The organism is Nonomuraea bangladeshensis (assembly GCF_039529455.1).
GTDB classification, from domain to species: Bacteria; Actinomycetota; Actinomycetes; order Streptosporangiales; family Streptosporangiaceae; genus Nonomuraea; species Nonomuraea bangladeshensis.
Genome location: NZ_BAAAMV010000023.1, coordinates 1 through 21,106, shown reverse-complemented (window position 1 = coordinate 21,106; position 21,106 = coordinate 1). Strand labels below are relative to the sequence as shown.

The 21,106-nt window shown below is 63.7% G+C and carries 12 protein-coding genes; 4 read left to right on the top strand and 8 right to left on the bottom strand.

What is annotated here, in order from left to right; translation table 11 throughout:
• Window positions 1-282: 282 nt before the first annotated feature.
• Window positions 283-405 (bottom strand): undecaprenyl diphosphate synthase family protein, encoded by a 123-nt coding sequence (locus tag ABD292_RS46805; RefSeq protein WP_228011237.1) that lies wholly within the window; start codon window positions 403-405, stop codon window positions 283-285.
• 490 nt (window positions 406-895) lie between these two features.
• On the opposite strand from ABD292_RS46805, the gene ABD292_RS46800 reads away from it, so the two are divergent.
• Window positions 896-4,228, top strand: coding sequence for a type ISP restriction/modification enzyme (locus tag ABD292_RS46800; protein WP_344219582.1), 3,333 nt, complete (start codon window positions 896-898; stop codon window positions 4,226-4,228).
• 227 nt (window positions 4,229-4,455) lie between these two features.
• Here the strand turns inward: ABD292_RS46800 and ABD292_RS46795 are convergent, their stop codons facing one another.
• From ABD292_RS46795 to ABD292_RS46770, 6 genes are all read right to left on the bottom strand, one after another.
• Window positions 4,456-4,989 carry a hypothetical protein gene (locus ABD292_RS46795; protein WP_344219580.1) on the bottom strand — a complete coding sequence of 178 codons (534 nt, stop codon included), beginning with the start codon at window positions 4,987-4,989 and terminating at the stop codon, window positions 4,456-4,458.
• A 160-nt stretch (window positions 4,990-5,149) separates the two neighbouring features.
• Complete coding sequence (locus ABD292_RS46790; RefSeq protein WP_344219578.1) at window positions 5,150-8,029, bottom strand: TrlF family AAA-like ATPase; 2,880 nt, start codon at window positions 8,027-8,029, stop codon at window positions 5,150-5,152.
• Between the two features lie 535 nt (window positions 8,030-8,564).
• Window positions 8,565-9,323, bottom strand: coding sequence for a TatD family hydrolase (locus ABD292_RS46785; protein ID WP_228011238.1), 759 nt, complete (start codon window positions 9,321-9,323; stop codon window positions 8,565-8,567).
• On the bottom strand, window positions 9,320-10,690 hold the full coding sequence (gene qatC, locus ABD292_RS46780; RefSeq protein ID WP_344219551.1) for a Qat anti-phage system QueC-like protein QatC: 1,371 nt from the start codon (window positions 10,688-10,690) through the stop codon (window positions 9,320-9,322). Before qatC ends, ABD292_RS46785 begins: the two co-directional genes overlap by 4 nt.
• On the bottom strand, window positions 10,687-11,118 hold the full coding sequence (locus ABD292_RS46775; protein ID WP_344219549.1) for a hypothetical protein: 432 nt from the start codon (window positions 11,116-11,118) through the stop codon (window positions 10,687-10,689). The genes qatC and ABD292_RS46775 overlap by 4 nt, the downstream gene beginning before the upstream one ends.
• Before the next feature lie 305 nt (window positions 11,119-11,423).
• A complete protein-coding gene (locus ABD292_RS46770; RefSeq protein ID WP_344219547.1) occupies window positions 11,424-13,436 on the bottom strand; it encodes a KAP family P-loop NTPase fold protein in 2,013 nt (670 codons plus the stop codon).
• Window positions 13,437-14,180: 744 nt separating this feature from the next.
• Between ABD292_RS46770 and ABD292_RS46765 the strand changes: the two genes are divergently transcribed.
• The 3 genes from ABD292_RS46765 to ABD292_RS46755 are packed head-to-tail and all read left to right on the top strand — an operon-like array spanning window position 14,181 to window position 20,411.
• A complete protein-coding gene (locus ABD292_RS46765) occupies window positions 14,181-16,202 on the top strand; it encodes a TerB N-terminal domain-containing protein (protein ID WP_344219545.1) in 2,022 nt (673 codons plus the stop codon).
• The gene (locus tag ABD292_RS46760) at window positions 16,199-17,518 is read left to right on the top strand and encodes an ATP-binding protein (RefSeq protein WP_344219543.1); all 1,320 of its coding nucleotides are present in this window, start codon (window positions 16,199-16,201) and stop codon (window positions 17,516-17,518) included. The genes ABD292_RS46765 and ABD292_RS46760 overlap by 4 nt, the downstream gene beginning before the upstream one ends.
• Window positions 17,490-20,411 carry a DEAD/DEAH box helicase gene (locus ABD292_RS46755; protein ID WP_344219541.1) on the top strand — a complete coding sequence of 974 codons (2,922 nt, stop codon included), beginning with the start codon at window positions 17,490-17,492 and terminating at the stop codon, window positions 20,409-20,411. The genes ABD292_RS46760 and ABD292_RS46755 overlap by 29 nt, the downstream gene beginning before the upstream one ends.
• 116 nt (window positions 20,412-20,527) lie before the next feature.
• Here the strand turns inward: ABD292_RS46755 and ABD292_RS46750 are convergent, their stop codons facing one another.
• On the bottom strand, window positions 20,528-20,917 hold the full coding sequence (locus ABD292_RS46750; RefSeq protein ID WP_344219539.1) for a hypothetical protein: 390 nt from the start codon (window positions 20,915-20,917) through the stop codon (window positions 20,528-20,530).
• Window positions 20,918-21,106 lie beyond the last annotated feature (189 nt).

The following is a 21,106-nucleotide window of genomic DNA, read 5'->3' as shown; positions in this document are numbered from 1 at the left end:
ACGCGGGCGTGCAGGCGGTTGAGCCGAGTGTCCGGGCTGCTTCGCGGTCGCGTACGCGCGGGTCGGGGTCGAGGAGTCGCCGCGAGCTCATCGTGGTGTTGCGCAGGCGCCGCCACGGGTGGGTGAGAAACGCGGAGCTCTCCATCAGCGCCGCGCCGATCTGCGGGCTAGGCGGCTTCCAGCAGAGTGGCCCAGGTCACCGCGAGGCCCAGCACGCCTCGTTGACCAGGCGGTGCAGGAGGGAGTCAGGTCCGAAGACGTCGACCTGCGGGGTGGTGTGGCTCATCGGAGGCCCTCTCCTGTCGTGGTCATGGACGGGCGTACGTCGCCGAACTGGTGCTGGCGCCGCAGGTAGGTGTCGAGGCATTCGGAGAAGTGGGTGGCGCGGAAGTCGGGCCAGAGCACCTCGGGCGGATGACCAGGTCGACGTCCGGTGTGTCGGGGTAGAGCAGGTGCTCGGCGAAGCTGGCGATCGGTATTGGCGCCAAACCCCGTGATGTAGAGCAGGGAACCCCGCTGCACGTGCAGTACACCTTGCCGAAGGCAACGCGATGGCCCATCGTGGAACGGAATAGCGTCGGTGCTCGCGAGCAGCAGGTTCCGCTGTGGCTGGAAAAGTCCGAAGCGGTGTCGGGGCGGAAATGGAACATGCGATCGACACAGTCCCGCTAGGACGAACTAGAGCTTCTCAGCCGGAACCCGCCAGGAGTCCCACGAAAACGTGCAGCACCACCGGTCGCAACTGCCTTTCGAAAGTCGTTCATTTCGGTCCGGGGAACGGCTGACATGCATGTTCGCTAGTAGATGTCAACTCTTGGCGTTGATGCCAACCTGTCATACAACCAGGTGGAAGTCGTTGTCGTCCCGTGAGGCAAGCATGGCAAAGGTCTCAGGCGTGTCACAGCCTCCGTTCACCATCGCTCAAGCAATCTCTGAATTCGGTGCGACTGCCACACGGAAGCTCCGTCGCCTCAATCGCGATGCCCACGTGCGGCCAAAGCCCGAAGAGCAGATCCGGGACCCGGTCAGCCAACTGCTGAAGCAGATTGCAAACCACATGGGATTGGACGTGTTGACGTTTGGGGAAGCGCACCTGCTCAAATCCGGCGTCATCCCAGACTTCGGCGTTGATGTTGGTGATCAGCTCGTAGGATTCCTCGAGCTTAAGGCGCCCGGACGAGGCGTACCTCCTGAATGTCGCCTCACAAAGGCTGAGGAACGGCAGTACAAAGCTCTCATGGACCTTCCAAATGTGGTGTACACCGACGGAACGACTTGGGCGCATTACACATACGGAGCACTAGACTATAAGGCCACATTGGTCGGAGATCTCCGGCATGCAGGACCCGACCTGTATGCTGAATCAGAAGCAGACCTTCTTGCGCTTATCGGCACCTTCTTGCGCTGGCCTGCATCCCAACCGCCATCGCTAAGGGTCCTCATCCGTACCCTGGCGCACCTGTGTCGTCTTATGCGTGCAGAGATTCAGGAGCTACTCGAGGCCGAGCAGCATAAACCTGTGCGGGAAAGGCACTTCACAAAGCTGGCAGATGAGTGGCGGATGCTACTCTTCCCAAGACTTGGAACGAAGGACTTCGCTGATGCTTATGCGCAAACCGTGACCTTCGCGCTTCTGCTGGCCTGCGCATCCCATGTGCCGCTGGAAAATTCATCGCTTTCCAATATTGCGATCAAGCTCGAAAAACATCATCGCCTTATGGGCCGTGCTCTTCTCATTCTCACCGACCTCAAACGTCCTCGTCAACTACGGGCCATCGATACCATTGTCAACGTGCTGACCCCTATCGAGTGGGAGAACCTAGCGGGTGCGAACAACCCCTATTGGGTGATCTATGAAGATTTCCTTGAATCGTATGACCCCACGCTGAAGCGCGAGAGTGGTTCATACTACACCCCCGATGTCCTCGCCAGATTTATGGTAAATTTCACTGACTCCGTTCTGAAGAACGTAGTTAAAGTTCCCAGCGGGTTGGCTTCGAGCGACGTTACAATTATCGATCCAGCTATGGGAACTGGAACGTTCCTCGTCGAGGTAGTGCGATCGGTTGCTGATACGGTTCGCACCCAACTTGCTCCCGACGCGGACCTTTCGCCATACCTGCGCGAATTGTATGAGAAGCGACTGATCGGCTTTGAGCGGCAGGCGGCGCCATATGCAGTCGGGGAAATGCGTCTCCAGCAGGCCCTTCAGGCATATAACGTCGAGATTCCCGAGAAGGGTGCACGGTGCCTTAACAATACGCTGGACGATCCACATGGCCAACTTGAACCTAGTTATCAGTTTCAGAGTGCACTTCGAGAGTCCCAGGAGAACGCGCGTAGAATCAAAGCTTCCACGCCAGTCATGGCAGTGATCGCCAATCCGCCCTATCTGGAACGGGCTCATCAACGCGATCCAGCGCCATGGATCGTTGAGCCTGGCGCTCCGCATTCTTTGGGCAGGTTCCGCGTCTCCAATAGCCGACGGCTCGACTATAAGCTGCACAGCACTTGGGTGTATTTCTGGAGATGGGCCACTTGGAAGGTTTTCGACGCTCACGCTGAGCATCCCAACGGCGTCGTCGCCTTCATCACTCCTTCGGCATACTTGACGAGCAAGGCGTTTGCCGGCATGCGGCGCTACCTGCGGGAAACGGCGGACGAAGGATGGATCATCGATATTTCACCCGAGGGATACGAGTCTCCAGTCTCTACTCGCCTCTTTCCGACAGTTAAGCAGCCGCTTTGCATCGGCATCTTTATACGGCGCAGTACGTCGGTGAAGGATAAGGCCGCCACTGTGTACTATCGAGCGCTAACGGGTGACCGGACGGATAAACTCAACGCACTTACCTTGGAGCATTGCGGAGTAGAAGCATCTGGATGGGAAAAGTGCCGCTCTGACTGGACCGACGCCTTCGTGCCGGTCAGCGATGCCTGGTTGGCCACTCCCGCGCTCGACGATCTCATGCCATGGGGACATGCGGGCGTTAATCCCAACCGCACCTGGCCAATAGCTCCCGATAGGGATACACTCGCACGTCGTTGGGAGCGATTGATCACTGCCCCTGCAGAACTTAAAAAGGCCTACCTACCTCACAAACCAAGCTCACTCCTCACAATTGATGCCAGACCTTCAGGAGATGCCGCTGTCGCGGGCGCCCAGACTTCCATTCGGGAAGAGGATACGGTTCACCCGCGCGTGGAACCTATCGCATACCATAGCTTCGACCGCCAATTTATCATTCTCGATCGCCGTGTGGTCGATCGCGAGCGGTCTGAACTTTGGAATGTCGCCAGCGCTAACCAGATCTTCCTCACTGAACAACACGATCGACAGGTGATGGAAGGCCCCGGTCTGAGTTTTACCGCCAACGTCCCCTATGTACACCACTTTGGAGGGCGAGGAGGGTGTGTTCGTCCACTCTACCGTGACGGGCACGGCAACAACGTAAACATCGCATCTGGGTTACTTCGCTATTTGGAGGATCGGCTGGGGGTCCATGTCGCACCGCAGGACTTTCTCGGCTATCTTGCTAGTGTCACCTCTCACTCAGGATATGTCACGCGCTATAAACGAGACTTGAGATTGCCTGGCATACGTGTTCCATTCACCGCCGACACGAGTATGTGGACTGAAGCCACTCGTATTGGAAGCGAGGTTATCTGGCTCCATACGTACGGGGAACGCTGCGCGAACGACTGGGATCGGCCTCGCGCACGACCTTGTCTGGAGCTGCATCAGCGCCCTGTTCTTCGGACGGCGTCCGAAGTATCAGGCGGGATGTCAGACCGCCTATCCTACGACCCTCAGGCCCAGGCTATCCGACTCGATGAATATGAAATATCGCCAGTGCGTAGCGAGGTATGGAACTACCGCATCGGTGAACATCGTGTGGTACCCACCTGGGGCGAATACCGCTGCCGCAAACCACGGCAGAACGGAAAAGCGAGCTCACCTCTGGACGAGATACGAACCTCAGAGTGGACCAGACAATTTATCGATGACCTACTTGACCTGCTCAACGTACTTGGCCGGCTAGTAGACCTTGAGTCCACACAAAACAGGCTTCTAGAGCGTATCTGTTCCGGACCACTTATCACAGTCCAAGACCTTGAGCTCGCACAAGTATTTCCGGTAAGCGATGAGTCGAGGAAGCCGCCCTCGGTTCCTCGCCCAGGTCAGGCCCCACTGCCCGGGCTAGAAACAATCCCCGAAGCCAGCTGAACGCTAGCACACGACGCCAGCTTCTGGCTCGCTAATAGAGACATGCGCATAAGGGTGATCCTACCTATCTATTATCCAACGGGAGCGGTACGCAATGCAACGCTTCGTGGCGCTCCTAAACACTATGTGTATCCAGTGCGGACCTGCTCGTCCGAGAAACGCGTCTAGTGATGGCGGCATCCTGCCTAAGCTATTAGCGAGTCATCGAGCTAGACGTTTAAAAGCACTTAAAGGTCTTCAATTGGAGCGGCCTCGATTGTGAGAGCCAATTGCTGGATGACCTCGCTCGGCGTTTGCTCGGTTGCCTCGGCAAGCCAGCGTACGAGAGTCATAGTAATATCCATATGTACGCTAGCCTCTCTGCTGCGCAGCAGGTTGAGAGCGCGGATAGTCTCTCCAATTTGACGCATTTCGCCAGGCGGAAGAGGGGTTGTCAACTTGAGACTTATCTCGCTATGTCGGTTGACGGCGGCAATCTCAGCCATGATTTCCTCTGAGGAGCGCCCTTTGGCGTGCGCAACTATGGTCATTCCGCGAAGCCATTCTTCAAATAGCTCACGTGTCGCAATGCTATCTAATTGCTTCCATGAGGGGTTTTCTGGTCCAAAGACTGCCTCGGCATGTGCGGCACACAATCCGCGTATCTCATCACGTCCCGGCACATGCTCTCCGCATATAGCAGGCAAGCCGCACATCCAGCATGTCTTTTGCTCGGGCGGGGGGACGCGCTCTACTTCACTAATATTGTCGTCCTTGGCCATAAGGGCTAGCTTGCCTTCCGCGAATCTCCAGGTCAAGGTGCGTTCGCGATGGGTCTGTACGGTCACTGGCTCTGGCGTAATCGGTAGCGACATTAAGTGATCTTCACTGCTGCAGGATGCGCTAGGTCGATGACAACGACTAAGGCCGTCGATGCTTAGCTCACACCTGTTGTGGCCCGCTACCTGGTGGAGTATGGCCGGCGGACTGCGAGGACCGGCTCATCAGCTGCGCTACAGCTTGGCGGTAGGAGCTGACTTCGTTCGAATATTGTTGGCCTCGGCGTATAAAGGCGTGGACGCCACCTTCCATGACGTTCTGTACGTCCACCCGAACCTCAGGAAGATCAATCGGACCGACGTGCGGGCGACCTGTCGCCTTGACGCGGATGCAGTCCTCCGCGCTCTCCAAGACGATGATCCGGTCGGCATTGCCCAGTACGGGGATGTTGGGGTTGTGGGTGATGACGATGAGCTGACGCTTCCACCGGCTTTCCCGCAACTGGGTGACAATGAGTTCGGAGATCAGGGTGGTGTCCAGATCGTCTTCTGGCTGATCCAAGATCAATGGCTCGGTGCCTTGGTGGAGGACGAAGCTCAGCATGGCCGCGCTGCGCTGGCCCGGTGAGCCGTGCAGGACGTCATGCCAGTCGCCGTCTCGTTCTGGATCTCCATTGTTCTTCAGGAAGCGCATGGTGAGGACGTCGTCAGCCACGGTAGTGGCCACGCGGATGCGTACGATCCGGTCGAGCTTGCCCAGCTTGCTCCACCAGGCCGGCCGGATCCGCTCCGCCGTGTCCTCGTTGATGCGACCGAGAAGGGCGGTGTAGTGATTCGAGATCAACGCGGTTCGCCAGAGCTCCAGCCTCTCTTCGCGGGATGCGGCGGGACCGGTCCACAGCCAGCGGGCGAGTGCCCGGACCTCCTCGATGTAGCCGTCGCTTCGCAGGTTGAGGATCTCGCGTATCGTTCGGGCCCATCCGAGCCAGTCGGACAGCGGGATGAGGTGAAAGCGCAGCGTTTTGCTGCGCGTGCCGACGTCATCGATGAACCGTAGGCGCCGCTGTGTACGGCGGCCATGGACGAGTGCCAAGGCTTGCCAACTGTTCGCGATCAAGGTCGTGTGCCCACGCGATTGTTCAGCCAGCGCCTCCAATGCGTCCAGCCGCTGGCGAACGGTAGTGAGTTCCTCCCGCAGGGCAAAGTACTGCTCCGGATCCACACCGAGTTCGCTCAACTCGGCCTGGTATTCCGTGTCGTCATCGCGTGCCTGCTGGACGCGGGCCGCCCAGTCCCCTTCCCGCCTGGACAGGCGGGCGTCCGCGGTGCGGCTCGCCGACTCGTAAAGGGCGGTGAGAAGGGCGTTCCGCAGGTTGGACCGGATCGTGACGAGGAGTTCCCGGTGGGGGTTGTCCTGCCCGGCGGACTCCGCAGCAGGCAAAGCCCGCTCAACAGCGTTGCGTATCTCGTCGATGGAGCGCTCCAACTCGCCAGCAGTCGCTTCCAATCGCTCATGTTCATTGAGAACGGCCTCGTTGGCGCGGCGCCGTTCCTGGGTGGCCGGATTGTCGAGGTGGGCCACCTGCCTGGCGAGTTCGTTGACGCGGGCATGAAGTTCAGTGCGCTGCTGTAGTTCCTGCTCCGTTTGCAGGTGCTGAGTGACGAGAAGGTGGCAGGCGTTCTCGGCCTTGGTGAGCTCCGTCATGAAGTCGGTTCGCCTGCCGTCGCCGGAGGCGTCCAGGGCCTCGTCTATTAGGGAGAGCAGGTGGCGCGAAGCGGTGTAGGGATCGTCCGAGTCGGGGGTTACGCGTTCGTACAATTCCTTCTGGCTGAAGACCCGAACTGGGAAACTGGTCAGCGTGGTCGTCGAGCCCCTATGTGTTGTCCGCCCTAGTGACGCACTCCATTGCGCGGTCTGCGTCTCGCCGGAAACGGGAAGATGGTGGATAGCGGCGAGCTCGGCTTCGGCGAAGATTCTTCGGTTGAATTCGTCGAGATCGGCCTTCACCTTGTCGGGCAGGCTGGTGGTGTCGCCGTAGATACGCCGAATCGCCGAGACCACGGTGGATTTACCGGCGCCGCGCCCGCCGATCAGCACGTTGAGCCCGGGGGAGAACTCGAGGTTCAGCCCTCGCCGGGAATTGCCGAGCGTACCGCCCAGTGCGACGGATTCGAGCCAGGGATGGGTCACCAGGTTAGGGTTACGTTCAGGATATCTGCCGAGGCGTTCGTCCCAGTCACAGATGATACGCGCGTCGTAGTCGAGGAACGCCTGGCGCAGGCCCTCCATGGAGGGCTCGGCCATGCGGATCCAGGTGAACCGCATTCCCAGCCTATCGACCGAGTAGGCGTCTGAGGTGCTGACGAACGCGAGACGTTCGAGACAGGGGAAATCGTCGAGGTCACGCGTACGGAAACGCTGATTCCACGCCCGGTCGGCCCGGTTCGAGGAAATGTCCCCGACGTCGATCGCGGAAAGGTTGTCATGATGAAGTGCCTGCCACCGGGCGGTGCCCTGGACAGTCTTCTTCGAGGCGATGCCGTTGTCGTTGAAGGCGTGCGGGGCCACGGCCAGCCAACCAGGGGGAAGGTCGTCGAGGATCTCCTTGATAGTGCGCGGGGACGGGGCAGGTCGGCCGGTGGACGGATTCAGCGGAGGGGAGTCCTCGTCGAAGCCGCAGGTGCGCGCCAGCAGGATCTCGATGTCGCGCTCGGTCTTGTTGAGGTCTCCGATGAGCAGCAGGTGGACACCATCAGAGCCAGTGCCCGTGGTCACCTCGACGCCAGGGAAGACGAAGACTCCGGCACGCCGGCCAGCGGCGGCCATCACCTCGATCCACGCGCCGGTGTGGTGGTCGGCCAGTGCGATGACCTCTATGCCGCGTTGCTTGAGCGCCGCCATGTATAGATCGGCAAAAGCCTCCCGGTTCTGCGCTCTCATCGCCGAATCGGGATGATCGAGGTCCCCCGCCCAGTCGGTGGGTCGTTTGAAGTCCCACGCAGGCGTCGCTACCTGGAGATCACACTTGAACCATCGCGACATCCAACCCCCTGGGGTATTTGCAGAGAGGTCACGTAAGTGCCACTTGAGAAATGGCGCGGCAGGCATTACGCGAAGCTGAGCAACAACAGAGGTTACAGCGTCTACAGGGGCGTCTGCGGTGACATCAGGGCAATACCCAGTCTCTTAGCGCGATGACACAACTCCTCGTATAAGCGCATATCCATACAAAAGGGATGCTGTGGCCAACCGAATCTTGATGCGGGGTTTAGCCCGCTCCTGGCGCCTTTCGACCGAAGCTTGCTGTGGTGGTATGCCTTGCGCCGGGTGCGACAGTCCTTACAACAACCACCGCGCCTACCAATTCCTCGATCAAGCGACGCGCTGAGCACCGCCTCGGACCGATGCGGCTCCAGAGCGCATCATCGACCTGCGCATGCGCCCCGAAATCGCGGAAGCGTTCCAGATCCAGTCCCCGGCGCGGCCCCTGCTCACGATTCCTCGGCCGGGGACGCTGGTGATGCGGCTGGCGATGCTGTGCGTTCTGGACGTCGGTGTCGGCAGTGCAAGCTGCCCGTCAGGTCGGTGGTGGTCCGCTGTCTGCACCGCGAAGTCGCTGTTGGTTCTGCGTGACCGCCGTGTGCGCTTCATAGGCCGATGTCCCCCAGAACTGGGCGAGATGATCGAGTGTTCCGAGGAGATCAGATGGAACGGCTGAGCGGGTTCCACAGCGCGCGAAGGGGCCGTCGGTTTCTAGCAGTACACGGTCTGGCGGAAGCCGTTGCAGCAGCGGCAGAGCTTTCTTCGACCGAGTCATGGCCGGATTGATCGAGAACCACAGCCCTGCGGCAAGTGCGTCGTCCACAGCGGCCAGAGGCCCGGTGTACCAATGCAGAATCGCCGGCACCTGCGCTTGCACCAGTCGAGTGATGGTCTCACGCTCGGCACCGCGGCTGTGGACGGTGACGGGCTGGGTCCGTGTCTGGAGGTCAGCCAGGATCGCCTCGAACACGCGAAGCTGCTGCTTGCGGGTTGCCGCCCCGGCACGAGAGAAGTCGAGTCCGATCTCGCCGATCCACGTAGCCTGCGGCAAGAGCCGGAGAAATCGGGCGAGATCGTGAGGGGATGCGCCTCCTGCGCGAAGTGGGTGGAAGCCCAACGCGACGTCAACACCGTCGCGTCGACCAAGGCGGGTCCGCAGGAGGCGGTACTTGCCAGGGTCTTCAGTTACGGCGATGACGTGCACCCCGGCGGCGTGCGCGTTATCCAGGACCGCGACCGGGTTGTCGTAGGCATCGAGATGGCAGTGGGTATCGGTCAACACCGGAGTCGTCACGATCGAGATTCCAACAGCTCGGCCAAAGCCCCGCAGGCTCCGCTGGCTAGCCAGGCGCGAAGCTCCGCAAGCCCTCGTCGCCAGACTCCGGTGAAGGCTGCGCGTTCGCCTTGTGGGAGCGGGCCGTTGCGGAGAACGTCTCGATCCGGTCGATCCGCGAAGGCATCGGCCATCACAGCCCGCAGGTCCGCTCCGCGGCGACTGCGGCGGTTAAGAAGGATCGTGCAGTCCTCCTCGGCGAACACGTCGTAGGCGTACTCGTCATTGTCCCATCCGACGTGCGCCAGCGACGCGCGGCGAATCAGGCAGGGGAAGCAGTATCCGCAGTTGCCTTGCTTGCGGCCTACGTACCGGGCGGTCTCAGGATGCGAGCAGGAGATGCTCAGCGGTGCCAGGCGGCGCAGCAGCTCGATGTTACGAGATTCGGCAAGCATTTCGCCCTTGGTTCGCAACCGGTACGGGTTGTACACCGGGTTCGACACGCCGATCGCGGTGGCGGCGGTACCGAGTTGGTGCATGAAGTGTGGGTGGGTGGTGCGGGTGCTCGCGCTGCCAACGCGGGAACGAGTGAGGGGCACGTTGATGCCGATGAAGCCGTTCTCCGGTACGTACACCGGCGTCTTTGATCCCTCAGCGGCGGCGAGGGCCAGCGCGGCGGAGAGGAAGAGCAGTGACCGAGATCGAGTGGTGTTCTCGCGTGGTCTAGGCAGCGAGCGTGCTTGGTGGCTGTTCGCGGGGGCGGGTCGCAGATAGAGGCGGCGGGAGGTGATGCGCTCGCCGCCGTAGTGTGAGTTGAGCTCGTCGAGGAGGAGCTGTTGTGCGGAGGACGCCTGTCCGCCTTCGTGGTGGGACAGCAGGCACAGTCGCCTCTCGGAAGCTTCTTCTAGAAGGTCAATGACGCCACACAGCGAGTCGAGGCCGCCGGAGAACAGGCATATACCGTCCACGTCGAGCCCAATCGGCCTGTCGGCAGTGGGAACGCCGGCCACACCAGCGAGTGGGTGGCGATCGGAATTGTAGGGACTGATTTCCCAGTGGTCGCCGGTCAGAAACCGCAAGGCCGCCTCGAAGCCAGCGCTTTGCCAAGCGGCAATGTCTTCGACGGGAAGCCGGAGGGTAACTTCCCTTGTCCAGGAGTCCGGTGTGCCGCGCCGTCGGGTGGTCTTGTCTGCGCAGTACGCAGCCGCGCCCAGCAAGAGGAGGTCAGCAGCCGGCCGGGGTGGTCGCCAGCCAGCGAAAAACTCGGCTCCGGCGCTGCTGGTTTGGATCGTGGCTGAGGTCCGCCCCGGGGCCCAGTCGAGTAGGCGGAGGCCGTCGGGTTCGGTCACCGAGGTGGTGAGATCGGTTCGCACCAGGTAGGTGGTCACTGTATGTCTCCGTCCAGTCCCTGCAGGGCCTCGTAAGTCATGCGGACGGTATCCTCAGCAATCCGGTGTCCCCCGGGGCCAGCCCAGTCAACCGTGAAGGGGTCGTTGGGGATGCGCAGCGAGACGAGGACCTGAATGATCTGGCGCATTTCCTCGTCGGCTTGGCGCACGGCGTGCGGATCGGTGATGCGGCTGAGGCGTTCGGCTATGACAGGAACCCGGTTGTAGACGTACTGGGCGAGGAACGTTTCCAGCAGGGTAAGCAGGTTCTCCCGCGAGACGGTCATCTCGGCGGTGTCGGTCAGCTCGGTCCACGTATCGGCGTCACCGAAGACCTCGTCCAGCACGTCGCACGCGGCGTCGCGGGCGGCTTGGGAGTCCAGGTCGTCGCCGTCTCCCGCGATGAAGGTGATCAGTTCATCAAGCACGTCGAATCTGGTTCGGCCAACGAGAGCGGCCAGTCCCAGTGAGGTCAGCGTGTTTTCAAGCCCAGTTCCGCCGACTCCAGCGAGCAAGGCACCGAGGCGCTGGACGCCACTGCGTCCGGCATGGGCACCGGCTGCAGCACCAGCAGCTCCACCCAACACGGGAATGTGGCGAGAGAGCACCCGCTGGGCATACATGCGGGTGCTCGGAGATCCGGAAGTAAGCCCACGTACGTAGGACGCGGCCGCGTGTTTGAGTGGGGTCCACGCTCCGCCGCTGCCTGCGGCCCGATCGGTAGAGGTGCCCATCAGCGCCGGCCGCTGCGTCGTTGTGCTTCACGCGCGGCGCTGATCACGCCCTTCAGTCCGGAGGTGTCGCTGCTCTCCCAGCGGTCCAGCAGGGCGGACACCGTCGGGTTATCGGCAGGCAAGCGAAGGACGGCGTTCCCAGCTTGTCCGCGCGGGACGGCCTGGGGTGGGATCCGCATCAAGGCGTCGCAGATGGCCGACAGGGTGTCGGGCGCCCGCTCGGCGAGTTCGAGCGCGGCGATGAACGCCGGACCGCCGGGTCGCCGCGTCAACATCTCCACTAACGCCTCCACGAGCTGGACACGTTCGTCGTCAGGGAGCTTTGCGATCTCGTCACACGCGTGGCGCCGCAGACCGGCGACCTCGGTCTGCACCCTGGTAAGCAGCTCCTGCAGGTGCGGAGGCAGTCGCGTGACGGCGACGCCGAAGGCGAGCTTGTCGCGGGAGTAGGTGAAGTACGCCCTCAGGTCTACTTCGCTGAGCGGAGGCTCTAACCGCAGCCACGCACGTACATGCGGTTTGTCCGCCCACGCCCGCACCTCTTCGGCGACCTGCGGCTGTTTGGCAGCTCTCCGTCTCCGATTAGAGGTGGGTGATCGGCGGGCACTCGAAGACTCGTCGGCGGTCTTGCCTTCCTTCGGAGGTGACGTGTCCTCATCGGTCTCCGATTCGGTGGTGGTCGATACGGCTCGCGTGATGGATTCCGCCGCCCCAAGCTCCGGGATGGAGCCGGGCGAGGTGAGTTGCCAGTCGAACAGGCGCTGGAAGTCGCTGAAGTGTTGTTCCTCCAGGACCATTAGCTTGGCCAGCACGGGCAGGTCGAGGGTGATCTTCCGGCGCTGCGCGCTGCGGTGCTTGAGCAGCAGGTTGTTGAGAAACCGTTTGAGCTGCCTCGGGTTCCCGCGTAGTCCGCCTCCGAGCACCTCAATGATGCTGGCCGCCCAGTTCAGGTCGCGCACCAGGTCGGGCGGCACGTCGCCGAGGACCGCTCCGGCCACGCCGATGTTGAACGCTACCTGTAGGTTGCCGACTTCGCGGCGACGACGGGTTTCGTCCACAACCTTGCCGAACTGCTCGTTGTCGAGATGCAGTTCGGCCAGTAGCAGGTTGACGTAGGTGTCGGCCTCCGGAGCGGACAGCGGCGGGATGGCCACCTTGAGCTGCAGCATCTTCTCCAGATAGTCGGCTCCAATTCCGGTGCCGTCGGGCCGCCGCAGTTGTGGGTAGCGCGAGTCGATTGCGGACTCAACAACCGCCTGGTTGGCCGCCAGGACGTAGGCAGTCTTGGGTGTGTTGAGGAACAGCCGGATCGCCTCGAAGGTGTCCACCACGGTTTCGGACAGGCATCGGTCGAGGTCGTCGATGAACACCACCACCGCGTCGACATCTTCCAGCGTCGTGATGACCTTTGCGAACTCCGTCCGGAACCGCCCTGCGTCCGTAATCGCCTCAGCTGTGCCGTTGCCCAGGGCGACCTCCTTGACCTTGGGGTCTTCCAGCAGCTTGTTGACTTCGCTCGCCGTAGCGTTCACCGCAGCCTTCGTCACGTCCAGGACCTGCGGGTCCATGCTTGGGTCCATCGCTTGGATCGCGAAGGGAGCTGCGGTCTGGGCGGCGGACACCGCGACCCGGCCGCCCCTGCGTCCCCACCGGCCGAGCCCTTGGGCGAACCTGCGGAGCCTAGACACCTGTTCCTGCTGATCGCCGTCGGCTCGCGCGCCGACCGCGTCGAGCACGGCGGTCATCAGCGCGACCTTGACGTCGTCGTAGTCCTCGTACTGCCAGGGGCTGAACTGGACGCACACGTACCGTGACGGCGACTCTTCGTCGTCACGGATCTTCAGTAGTTCCTGCCGCGTGATTCGCATCAGGCTGCTCTTTCCCGAGCCCCAGTCCCCAAGGAGGCCCACCGTCAGCGGGAGCAGCCGTGGCTCGGTGAGCGCCACGAACAGCGTGTCCACCAGAAAGTCGAAGCCGAGAAGATCTACCTCGGTTTCGTTGTCCGCCCACATAGCCTCGCTCCGTCCAACGCGCCAGCTTGACGTATCCGCTTCTCGGTAGCCGCCAACTGAAGGCGGACATCGAGGATAGATCGCTATTAGCGTCGATGGTCATTTGACAGACATATCGATGTGGACTGCGCTCTGTCGCTGGTCGATTACTCTAGCGTGATGGGCGTGTTGCGACCCATGGCGGCAAGTGGCCCGTTGTCCTACCAGCAATGCTCTACTCGAGTTGTTGCGGTGCGTAGAACGGAGCCGGTGGGATCAGCAAGATGTACCTAGTGGCAGTGGGCGTCGGCATGCGCGATCTCGTAAGTGACGGCGCTGTACCACTCACCCGGAACGCGCGCGGTTACCCCATTCAGCAATCGACGGACGGGCTTGGCGGCCTCTCATTGCGATATCGGGCGGACCGAAACCATCAATAAGTGCTGCCGCAGTGCGTCGGATCGGTAACAGGCCCTCCTGCTGGTGCTATGAGGAAGAAGGGACTGATGTTTTCGATGTGGGGGACGGCCCGGGTGCTGCGGGTCTATGAAACTTTGAGCCGGGTGGGCTGAGCAGGAGTGATCAGTGAGCTTCTTGGACCGGTTCCGGCGTGAACCCACTCCAGCGACGAGGACCACTCCGCAACCTGCATCCACCCAACATCCGTCCTCTGCCCGCCCTGGTCGCCATGCGATGCACGCTTCTGTCCCGCCGACGCCGCAGGCTCGTTCGTACACTCCCGTAGATCCATGGCTGCGTCCGGGAATGGGAGTAACCATCGCGGGCTACAACATCGTCGGCGGGCTCCTCTACGTCGGCACTCAGCTGGCCGCGCCTTCGGGCTACACGGTGGACCCGGCGCTGATCAATCCGGCATTGCCCGTCGACCTGCGTCAACCGGACTGGGGCGGGCGGGGTTTGGACTATTGGCCGTCGTACAGTGACATTCCGCCGCAGTCGAGGGCGGCCTATTTGGCCTGGCTTGCGGATGGGCGGCGTTTTCCGCAGGCGCCGATTGGCTATGTGTTTCTCTACTTCTACGGGCTGGAACGGCGGGTGCTGTGCGACCTGCAGCGGGACCGTTCCACTGGGGCGTTCGAGTTGCCGATCATCCATCAGGAAGTTCGGCGCCTGCTGGCTATCTACGGTGGTCACAAGGCATTCAAGCGCTACGTGGGACAGTTCGAGCAGGTGCTGGACATGTTCACGGCTGAGCCCTCCGCGAAGGCGCCAGCGCCGACACGTGACTACCCGCCCCCGTTACGGCTGCGCGCCGGTCTGGGAGCGTTCGCTGCTCAAGGCGTACCTGTGCCTGCTGATTGGGCGTTGACCTGGATTCGCTCGCATCCGGAGTACTATCCGCGTACTCCTGCCACCCGCTGCGCGGCCGAGTTCGACGCGCTCTTCGTGCGGCGCTACGCCGCTCGCTACAGTCAGGGGCTGATCGTGCGACCGGGCCGCAAGGAGGTCACGCTGGACTACCGGCCCGCCAGTGCCGGCTTTCGCGGGGTCGCTGAGCTGACCCTGCCTGGCATCCCCGATGTGCTCGGATATGCCGCGCCGACGCGGAAGCTGGTCGCGCTGGCTGACGAGTGCACTGCGGACCTGGAGGCGTACAGCCGTTACCTCGGCCGAGTGCCCGATGGGCAGCGTTCGGTCCAGGCGCAGGCGCTGCTCCCGGTCGAGCTGGCGAACCTGTCCGGCGGCGGTGCCGGGCAGGCGATCGCGTGGGCGCGCCACCGGCTCGGCGCGCTGGAGCTCGCCGTCGTACCGGTGGGAGAGTTCTCGGCCTTCATCTCCTCACCTCAGGTGGCGAAGCCGGCCAAGAAGGACGTCGTTGCTCTGGCGCAGGTGCTGGGGCGGGCGGGGGTCGGCGTCGAACCTGACCCGCGTCTGGGCGGCGCGGTGCTCACCTCGGGATCCATGGTGTTGTTCGCGGCGCCAGACGGCCCGACGGTGGCGGCCTCCGACGCGTACCAGGCGGCGACGCTGCTGCTACACCTGGCGGCGGCGGTCAGTGCCGCCGACGGCGACTTCGACGGGACCGAGCAACGCCACCTGAGCGACCATCTGGAACGGGCGCTGCACCTGACCGCCGACGAACGGCGGCGCCTGCACGCGCACCTGCGCTGGCTGACCGTCACCTCGGTCAAGCTCACCGGCCTGACCCGGCGCATCGTGGGCATCGATGCGGGCCAGCGCCAGTACGTGGCGGAGTTCCTCACCGCGGTGGCCGGGGCCGACGGCCGGATCTCGCCGGACGAGATCAAGACCCTCACCAAGATCTACCGCCTGCTGGAGCTCGATCCCGCTCTCCTGCCGACCACCACCAAGCCCGCCCCGGCGACGGAACCGGTCATCGTCCGCCCAGCGCAGCCAGAACGCGGCTACGCCATCCCGCAGCAAGACGAGCAGACCGTCGCCCCGCTCGTCCGGCTGGACGAGGCGGCGATCGCGGCCAAGCTGGCTGAGACGGCACGCGTCGGCGCGCTGCTGGGCTCGATCTTCACCGAGGACGAGCCCCCGCCGGCCGCCGCACCGCTGCCCGCCGCCGCGCCCGTGGCAGGGCTCGACGGGCAGCACTCCGGGCTGGTACGCCAACTGACCTCGGCAGAGCAGATTTCGCGGGCGCAGTTCGAGCACCTGGCGGCCCGCTGGAAACTCCTGCCGGACGGCGCGCTGGATCGCATCAACGAGGCCGCCTACGAGCTGGCGGGCGAGCCGCTACTGGATGGTGACGACCCGATCTGGGTCGACCGGAACCTGCTGGGAGAGATGCTGACGTGACACCGACCGCGATCCGTCCCCGAGAGCGTGACGCCCTGCTGCAGTCCCTGCGAGCCGGCGTCGTGCCGCGCATCGGGCAGCGCCACATCCAGGTGGGACGCGAGCCCGAGGTGAAGGCACTGGTGACCGACATCGACCGGATCGCCGACGGCGGTTCGGCGGTGCGGTTCGTGATCGGCGAGTTCGGCGCCGGCAAGACGTTCTTCCTGCATCTGGTGCGCTCGGTCGCGATGGAGAAGAAACTGGTCACGGCACATGCCGACCTCAACCCAGACCGGCGCCTGCACTCCAGCGGCGGCCAGGCCCGCAGCCTGTACGCCGAACTGATGCGCAACCTGGCCACCCGCGCCAAACCGGACGGGGGAGCGCTGAGCAGCGTGGTGGAACGTTTCGTCTCCACCGCCCTGGCCGAGGCCCAGCAGACCGGCACCGACCCCTCCCAGGTCATCCGGGCCAGACTGGCCCACCTGAGCGAGATGACCGGCGGCTACGACTTCGCTGAGGTCGTCGGCGCCTACTGGCGCGGCCACGACAGCGGCGACGAGCAGCTCAAATCGGCGGCGGTGCGCTGGCTGCGCGCCGAGTACGCCACCAAGACCGAGGCCCGCTCCGCGCTCGGCGTGCGCACGATCATCGACGACACCACCGTCCACGACCACCTGAAGCTGATGAGCCGCTTCGTCCGGCTGGCCGGCTACGACGGGCTGCTGGTGTGCCTGGACGAGATGGTCAACCTCTACAAGCTGGCCTCCACCCAGGCCCGCAACTCCAACTACGAGCAGATCCTGCGCATCCTCAACGACACCCTGCAGGGCACCGCCGCCCACCTCGGCTTCGTCTTCGGTGGCACCCCGGAATTCCTGGCCGACAGCAGGCGCGGTCTGTTCAGCTACCCCGCCCTACAGTCACGGCTCGCCGAGAACTCCTTCGCCGCCGCCGGCCTGGTCGACTACTCCGGCCCGGTGCTGCGCCTGGCCGCGCTCACCCAGGAGGACCTGTACGTCCTGCTCACCAAGCTGCGCCACGTTCAAGCAGGCGGCGACACCTCCCGCTACCTGCTGCCCGACGACGCGCTGGCCGCCTTCATGTACCACTGCGCCAACCGCATCGGCGAAGCCTACTTTCGCACGCCCCGCACCACTATCAAGGCGTTCTGCGACCTGCTGGCCGTCCTGGAACAGAACCCGGGCGTCGACTGGCGGCAGATCCTGCCCTCGGTGGAGCCGGCGCCGGAGGCCAACCCCGACCTGGCGCCACTCGATGAGGACAACGACGGAAGGCCCGGCGATGACGACCTCGCCTCCTTCCGGCTCTGACGCCTTCGAACGCCTGCACCCCAAGGTCCAGCAATGGATCTGGCAACAGAACTGGCGAGAACTCCGCGAGGCGCAGGAAGCCGCCGTCGCGCCGATCCTCGCCGGCGACCGGGACGTGCTCATCGCCGCCGCCACCGCCTCCGGCAAGACCGAAGCCGCGTTCCTGCCGATCTGCTCGGCCCTGACCGAGCAGCCGGACATAACGGGGTTCGCGGCCGTCTACATCAGCCCGCTCAAGGCCCTCATCAACGACCAGTACGGCCGGCTCGACCAGTTGTGCGACCATCTGGGCATCACGGTCTCCCGCTGGCACGGTGACGTTGCCGCCTCGGCCAAGAGCAGGCTGCTCGACCGTCCCCGGGGCATCCTGCTGATCACACCGGAGTCGCTGGAGGCCATGTTCGTCCTGCGCGGCTGGAAGATTCGCGACCTGGTAGCGTCCGCCCGCTACGTCGTCATCGACGAGTTGCACTCGTTCATCGGCAGCGAACGCGGCGCCCAGCTGCAGTCCCTCATGCACCGCCTCGACCTGGCGGCACGCCGCCGTATTCCGCGCATCGGCCTGTCGGCGACCCTCGGCGACATGGGCAAGGCCGCCGACTACCTGCGCCCGCGATCCGGTGACGACGTCACCGTCATCGTCTCCGGCAGCGACGCGCAAGAGCTCCGCCTGCAGATCCGCGGCTACGTCCAGACCGCGCCCACGCTCGACCCGCGCGCCCGCGCCGCCCACGAGGCCCTCGGTGAGGAGGTCACCGCCGATGACGTCGCCACCGGCGACCGGCTCGCCATCGCTGATCATCTGTTCGCCACGCTGCGCGGTTCCCACAACCTGGTCTTCGCCAACTCCCGTGCGGCCGTCGAGGACTACACCGACCTGCTCAACCGCCGCTGCGAGGACGCCCGAGTACCGGACGAGTTCGTCCCCCACCACGGCAACCTGTCCAAGGACATCCGCGAGCACGCCGAGGCCCGACTCAAGGACCGCACCCGCCCGGCCACCGCCATTTGCACCTCCACCCTGGAGATGGGCATCGACATCGGCTCCGTCACCTCCGTCGCCCAGGTCGGCGCCCCACCCAGCGTCGCCGCGCTGCGGCAACGCCTCGGCCGCTCCGGACGGCGCGGCGGCCCGGCCATCCTGCGCCTGTACGTCAGCGAACCCGAAGCCACTCCGACCATCCACCCGGCCGACGAACTTCGTGCCCAGCTCGTCCAGGCCATCGCCACCATCGAGCTGCTCCTGCAGCGCTGGTACGAGCCCCCAGCCGCCGAAGCCCTGCACCTGTCCACGCTCACCCAGCAGTTTCTGTCCCTCATAGCTCAGCACGGCGGCATCACGCCGGCCTACGCATACCGAGTCCTCTGCGGGCAAGGCCCTTTCGGCGCTGTCGACAGCTCTACCTTCGCCACACTTCTACGCGACCTCGCCGCCGCCGACCTCATTCGCCAGGAGAACGACGGGCTTCTCCTCCATGCCGAAACTGGGGAGCGGCTGGTCAACCACTACACCTTCTACGCTGCTTTTGCCGCCCCTGCCGAATACCGCATCGTCACCGAGGGCCGCACGCTGGGCAGCGTGCCCCTGGAACAACCGCTTCCGGAAGGAAGCCTGCTGATCTTCGCTGGCCGCCGCTGGCGTATCCAGGCCATTGACACCCACGCCAAGCTCATCGAGGTCGCCCGCGCCTCCGGAGGGCGCCCGCCCCGCTTCACCGGCACCGGCCCGCTCGTCCACGACCGCATCCGCACCACCATGCGGCACTTGTACGAACAGGCCACTGTCCCGGCTTACCTGGACGCCACCGCCCAGGGCCTGCTTGCCGAGGGCCGCGCCGCCTATCGCAGGCTCAACCTGCATGACACCCCGCTCGTCGGCTACGGCAACGACACCCTGCTGTTCCCCTTCCGCGGCGACGCCATCATGACCACCCTCGCCCTGGCCCTGCACGCCCACGGCGTCGACGTCATCCGCTACGGACTCGCGCTCCTGATCAGCGACATCACCCCGCAAGCCGCCGCCGACCTCCTGTCCGACCTGGCCACAGAAGGTGTTCCCGACGCCCTCGCCCTGGCCGCGCTCATCCCCGACAAACGGGTGGACAAGTACGACGACGTCATCGGCGAGGAACTCCTCACCCGCTCCTACGGCCGCCGGCTCGACGTCCCGGAAGCCCAGCAGTCAATCGACGCTCTCGTGGCCACCACCCGCCACAGTCGCGCGGTCAATCTGGATACGCCCAAGGCTGCCCCACCGCCGCGCCAGCACCGCATCGGCTCGCTGCCGTACGCCGTCGTGGACCTCGAAACCACCTGCCTCGACACCCGCAAGGCCCGCATCGCCGAGATCGCGATCATCCGCCTGCACCCCGACGGCAGCGAAGACCGCACCTACTCCACCCTGGTCAACCCCGGAAGCGGGCCAGGCCCCACCCACATCCACGGCCTCACCGAAGGCGCCTTGGCAACCGCGCCCCATTTCCCGCAGATCGCCGGCGACGTGGCGGCCATGCTCGACGGCGCGATCGTCGTCGCCCATAACGTCCGGTACGACAGCGAAGTCCTCAGCACCGAATTCGCCCGCGCGGGATACGCCCCCGACAACCTCATGACCTTGTGCACCCTGAACCTGGCACGCCGCTTCGGACCATCACTGCCCTCCCACCGCCTCACCGACTGCGCCCTCGCCGAAGGAATCGACAACGGCACGGCACACCAAGCCGAATGCGACGCCCGAACATGCGCCAAACTGCTTCAGCGCTACCTCGAACGGGCAATGGCACAAGGACTCCAGTGGTACAGCGAACTCGGAGTGACCGGACAGCTCCCGGCGATGCGGTGGTGTGCGGCGCCCATCTCTGACCTCGCTCGACGACGTGAGATACCGGAGTGATGGGGTCCGCCATTCGGGATGGGCATGACGCTACAAGAGGCTCACTCTTAGCGGAAAGAAGGCTGCCTTGGTACTAAACCGCACGAGCTGAAAGTCTGCGGCGGTCAGTATGGAGATCAGTGGAGTCGCATCGCGTCGGTCAATGTCTCGGTTGCGACCTTCGCCGACTGGACAAGCGTGTTCAGCAGCCGTTGCGGCAATTCACCGGTTCCCAGTCCAGAAGATGCCATCAGGCGGGTCAACGCCTGTTGGTGCATTCTGGAAAGGGGATGAACGCCCGTCAGTATGTCTCGCGAGGCATACCCGTCACCGGACTCGATCACTTCCTCGACCGCCTGGGAATGAACACGGTAGGCCGCCTCGGCATCGGTGCTGCTCGCGAGGGTGGCCACGGTCAGCCCGAGTCGGGCGCGGAAGACCGCGTAGCCAGGTAGCTGCGCGCTCCCAAGGAATTTCTCGACCATATCCGCAACGCTTCGGCTGAATGACGTACTCGTCTTGTCCATGCACATCACGCTCAGGCAAGAACCGACCAGGTGTTCCCAGGGTTCTGTCAGCGTGCATTCCTGGGAGTGTCAACTTAACGGCTGATCTTGGTTGTTGAAGTGTTCAGAGGTTGGCAGGGGTGAGGCGGCCTTCGAAGGCGATCTGGAAGGCGTTCAACGGTGCCTTCCAGCGCATGGTCCATCTCTTGC

What these genes read in the sequence shown, in the direction of transcription:
- ABD292_RS46795 (WP_344219580.1), bottom strand. Translation starts at nt 4,989, where the DNA reads ATGGCCAAGGACGACAATATTAGTGAAGTAGAGCGCGTCCCCCCGCCC.
- ABD292_RS46790 (WP_344219578.1), bottom strand. Translation starts at nt 8,029, where the DNA reads ATGTCGCGATGGTTCAAGTGTGATCTCCAGGTAGCGACGCCTGCGTGG.
- ABD292_RS46770 (WP_344219547.1), bottom strand. Translation starts at nt 13,436, where the DNA reads ATGTGGGCGGACAACGAAACCGAGGTAGATCTTCTCGGCTTCGACTTT.
- ABD292_RS46765 (WP_344219545.1), top strand. Translation starts at nt 14,181, where the DNA reads ATGGGAGTAACCATCGCGGGCTACAACATCGTCGGCGGGCTCCTCTAC.
- ABD292_RS46755 (WP_344219541.1), top strand. Translation starts at nt 17,490, where the DNA reads ATGACGACCTCGCCTCCTTCCGGCTCTGACGCCTTCGAACGCCTGCAC.
- ABD292_RS46750 (WP_344219539.1), bottom strand. Translation starts at nt 20,917, where the DNA reads ATGGACAAGACGAGTACGTCATTCAGCCGAAGCGTTGCGGATATGGTC.